Below are 3,708 nucleotides of genomic sequence, written 5' to 3'. Positions count from 1 at the left end.
GTATATAATATTATATACATACAATATTTTATTTTCATATAGGAGGTGAGTTTTTGCTTACTAATGTTGATTTTAACTTAGATAAAAAAGTAGTAGAGGAAATTTCTGAAATAGCAAGTAAATATAAAAGCATTGGTAAAATCCTCTTATTTGGTTCTAGGGCTCGTAAGGATAATTCACCTAAAAGCGACATAGATTTAGCAATATACATTGATAACCCTTCATATAATTTATCAGATTTTATATATGATATAGAAAATCATACAAGTACCTTATTAGAATTTGATTTTACTAATATCAATGATCTTGAGGATACTTTTTTTATAGAGCAAGTTGAAAGAGAAGGCATACCTATATATGAGAAATATTGACTTTAAATTTATGAATTTAAAAAAGCCTATGTAAATAATTTAATTTCAGATGATAAGGTTTGGATAAATCTTTTAGAAGATAGAAATCCTACTTCTCATATTTATAATGAAAATATGGCTAAGGAAATTGCGGATAGAGTAAAAAATCAATATGTTGATGCTATTGAAGAACTAATAGAGAACCTTGAAAAATTATTATAAATAAAATTATTATATATCATACAGAAAGTAAAAAAGTATTACTAATATAATTATAGTAATACTTTTTCTTTATAGTCTTCTGTTTTAAAATGTTGTTGGTACTTTGTATTAATTTATATATCAGTATTTCAATAATTAATAACAACAATTTTCTAAAACAGACTTACATATAAAATTTATCAGTAATTAATTACTCATTGTATTCTTTCTTTGAATACTTATGATGCTCCATACAAGCTATTAGTGGAATTTCATATCTATCATCTGTAAAGTTTATTTCTGTAAGACTTGTTTGTTTTATAAATGGAGGATCCCATAAAGTATCTATATCTTTATTTTCTAAAGCAGTTAGAAAGGATTTTAGTGTAATAGTATGGGTTACTATTAGAATAGTCTTTCCCTTTTCTTTTTCTAAAATCTCACTTATAGTCTTAAATGATCTCTCTTTAACTTCATTGAAGGTTTCTCCATTTTCTGTAGGAATATATTTAGATGGTACATTCCAAAAATTAAAGTGATTTTCTTCTGCCATAGATTTAATAGTTTCTTGATCTTTACCTTCCCACTCGCCAAAACTCATTTCTTTTAACCCATCATGTGCAATTAAAGGAATATCTCTATCCCCTTTAATAATTTTAGCAGTATTAAAGGCTCTTCCTATAGGACTTGAATATATAACATCAATATGTAAATCCTTCATTCTTTCTTTAAGCCATATTGCTTGATTTTCTCCTAATTCAGTTAAAGGAGAATCTCCCCATCCTTGCATTCTACCTTCTTCATTCCATTCTGTTTCACCATGTCTTGTTAAATATAACTTAGTCATAGTCCCTCCTATTATTCTCTCACTTTTATATTTATTTCGAAAAATCTGAAAATTATCAACAGTAAAATAATTTTTATTCACAATTTTCTGTTAATAAAAATTATTTTGCTGTTAATAACTTTATAAATTCACCTATATATATTTTTAATATAAAAAGGATTCCTTAATAGGAACCCCTTATCTAGCCATATCTAATTGAACTTCTTCTGATTCATCTAATAAATCAAGTAAATCTAAGATTTTTTCTGATCTTTCTTTAGTTGATCCTGTAATTAATTGATATTTAACATTTTCTGCTTCTAAGAAACTTAATATAGCGTTGTCCACTGCTTGAGCAACTTCTTCGTCTTGCCATCTTACTCCGTCCTTAGTATATCCAAATTCTCTTGGTACAAAGAATATATGATCGTATTTTGGTAAATCTCTTAATGCTAATATGTATAAATCTTTTAATATTTCAATTTCCTTTGTTGTTCTCTTTTTGTCTCCAAGCATAAATCTTCCATATATATATGGAACAAATGTTGCATAATCTGTAATTGCATAATCAAATTCATTTAAGCTATCTTCAATGTGAAGTTGTCCTAAATATATTCCATATTGCTCTGCTATATTTTCAATCATTCCTTTATCTCTTAAATAATCAGTGCTATATTCAGTTGCTACTCCAACATTTAAGTCTCTAATTTTCATTTCAACATAAAGTTGTTGTATTAATGTTGTCTTTCCACATCTTGGTCCACCTAAAATGGCAATTCTCTTTGGCATAGTAAACCCTCCAAAAAATTCTATCTAAAAAGTGAATTATTTTCAAAACAGATATTAATTATATCAGTAATTACAGATAAATTCAATGTATATTGTAGGCAATAGAAAAGTTCTACTTTTAAGCAGAACTTTTTTTTAATGCATAATTAATAATGCATAATGCATAATTGTGGATATAATTCAGACAAGCTGAATTATTAAATTTATAAACTCCTATGAAATCTAAGCCTTAATTTTTTCATGCCAATTTTTCTTCAGCAAAGAGGCTTTTAATTTCTAAATTCCGACTTTGGAGGAATTTACTCATTAATTCTAAACTTTACATTTTCATTCTTCATTTCCCAAAACTCCGAAGGAGTTTTCACCTTAATTATGCATTACGCATTGTGCATTATCCATTGATATCGTGCATTATTAATTAATCCATCAGTCCTTCTGATTGTAAGAATTCTATAGCCACTTCTTTTGGATTTCTTTTATTTTCATCAACTTCATAATTCATTTTCCTCATTTTTTCTTCTGTTATTAATCCATCTAGTAATCCTATAATCTCTTCTAATTCTGGATATTCTTTTAATGCTTTTTCACCAACAAGTGTAACTGCATCATATGGTGGGATGAAATTTTTATCGTCTTCTAACATAACTAAGTTAAACTTCTCAATAAGTCCATCTGTAGTATAGGCCTCTGTAACATTAGTTGAGCCATTAACTAGGGCTGTATATCTTAATCCTGCTTCTATTGGCTTAACATCTTTAAATTTCATATTATAAGCTTTTTCTAAACCTATTAATCCATCTTCTCTATTTATGAATTCTATACTTGGTCCAAGTATCAACTGATTTGCTACCTTAGCTAAATCTGAAATAGTTTTTAAGTTGTACTTTTCTGCTGTTTCCTTTGTTACTCCCATTGCATAGGTATTATTAAAGCCCATTGGATTTAAAACTTCTATTCCATAGTCACTTTTAAATCTTTCTGATACAGTATTATAAACTTGTTCTTTATCTGAATTACCATCATTAATACCTAGTATATTTACATAACCAGTTCCCAAATAATCAACATACACATCTATCGCTCCTGATTTTAGTGCATTAAAGGTAACCTGGCTACCTCCTAAATTAAACTTTTCTTCTACTTCATAATCACTATGATTTTGAATTATTTGTGATAACATATTACCTAGAATTAATTGTTCTGTAAAATTCTTTGAAGAAACTACTATCTTCTTATTATTTATTGCCATTATCTTAGGAACTGAAATTAGAGATAATACTGCTATAACTAATATTGATGTTATAGCTTGATATGCTCTCTTTTTATTTTTACTTATTTTCTTACCTCTTTTAACTTTCATTGTTCCATCTGACATCTTTATTCCATTAGGCATAGTTACAGTTTCTATTTTTCCTGTTATCCAGTCAATTAATAATGCTAAAACTGCTGCTGGAATAGCACCAAATAAAATTAGATTATTATCTACTGTTTGAATGCCTGAAAATACTAGATATCCAAGTCCACCAGCTCCTACAAAGGCTG

The 3,708-nt window shown here is 27.5% G+C and carries 5 protein-coding genes; 2 read left to right on the top strand and 3 right to left on the bottom strand.

From position 1 onward, the window contains the following. Window positions 1-53 precede the first annotated feature (53 nt). Window positions 54-371: a nucleotidyltransferase domain-containing protein gene (locus HUJ77_RS00735; protein ID WP_291706652.1), complete on the top strand. Its 318-nt coding sequence runs from the start codon at window positions 54-56 to the stop codon at window positions 369-371. Window positions 372-377: 6 nt separating this feature from the next. Beyond that, complete coding sequence (locus HUJ77_RS00730) at window positions 378-572, top strand: HI0074 family nucleotidyltransferase substrate-binding subunit (protein WP_291706656.1); 195 nt, start codon at window positions 378-380, stop codon at window positions 570-572. A gap of 190 nt (window positions 573-762) precedes the next feature. Here the strand turns inward: HUJ77_RS00730 and HUJ77_RS00725 are convergent, their stop codons facing one another. The 3 genes from HUJ77_RS00725 to HUJ77_RS00715 all read right to left on the bottom strand — a co-directional run. After that, window positions 763-1,398 carry a histidine phosphatase family protein gene (locus HUJ77_RS00725; protein WP_291706651.1) on the bottom strand — a complete coding sequence of 212 codons (636 nt, stop codon included), beginning with the start codon at window positions 1,396-1,398 and terminating at the stop codon, window positions 763-765. Between the two features lie 177 nt (window positions 1,399-1,575). Then, on the bottom strand, window positions 1,576-2,166 hold the full coding sequence (locus HUJ77_RS00720) for an ATP-binding protein (RefSeq protein WP_291706650.1): 591 nt from the start codon (window positions 2,164-2,166) through the stop codon (window positions 1,576-1,578). A 418-nt stretch (window positions 2,167-2,584) separates the two neighbouring features. Beyond that, the coding region (locus HUJ77_RS00715) for a glycine betaine ABC transporter substrate-binding protein (protein ID WP_291706649.1) at window positions 2,585-3,708 on the bottom strand (1,124 nt) is incomplete at its 5' end.

It is taken from the genome of Clostridium sp., from assembly GCF_021443865.1.
Lineage (GTDB): Bacteria > Bacillota > Clostridia > Clostridiales > Clostridiaceae > Clostridium.
Note: the sequence above shows the minus strand (reverse complement) of the source record. Positions and strands in the feature narration are given on the sequence as shown.

Bases quoted from the DNA above. Each gene is read 5' to 3' on its own strand.
- HUJ77_RS00725 (WP_291706651.1), bottom strand. From the start codon at position 1,398: ATGACTAAGTTATATTTAACAAGACATGGTGAAACAGAATGGAATGAA.
- HUJ77_RS00720 (WP_291706650.1), bottom strand. From the start codon at position 2,166: ATGCCAAAGAGAATTGCCATTTTAGGTGGACCAAGATGTGGAAAGACA.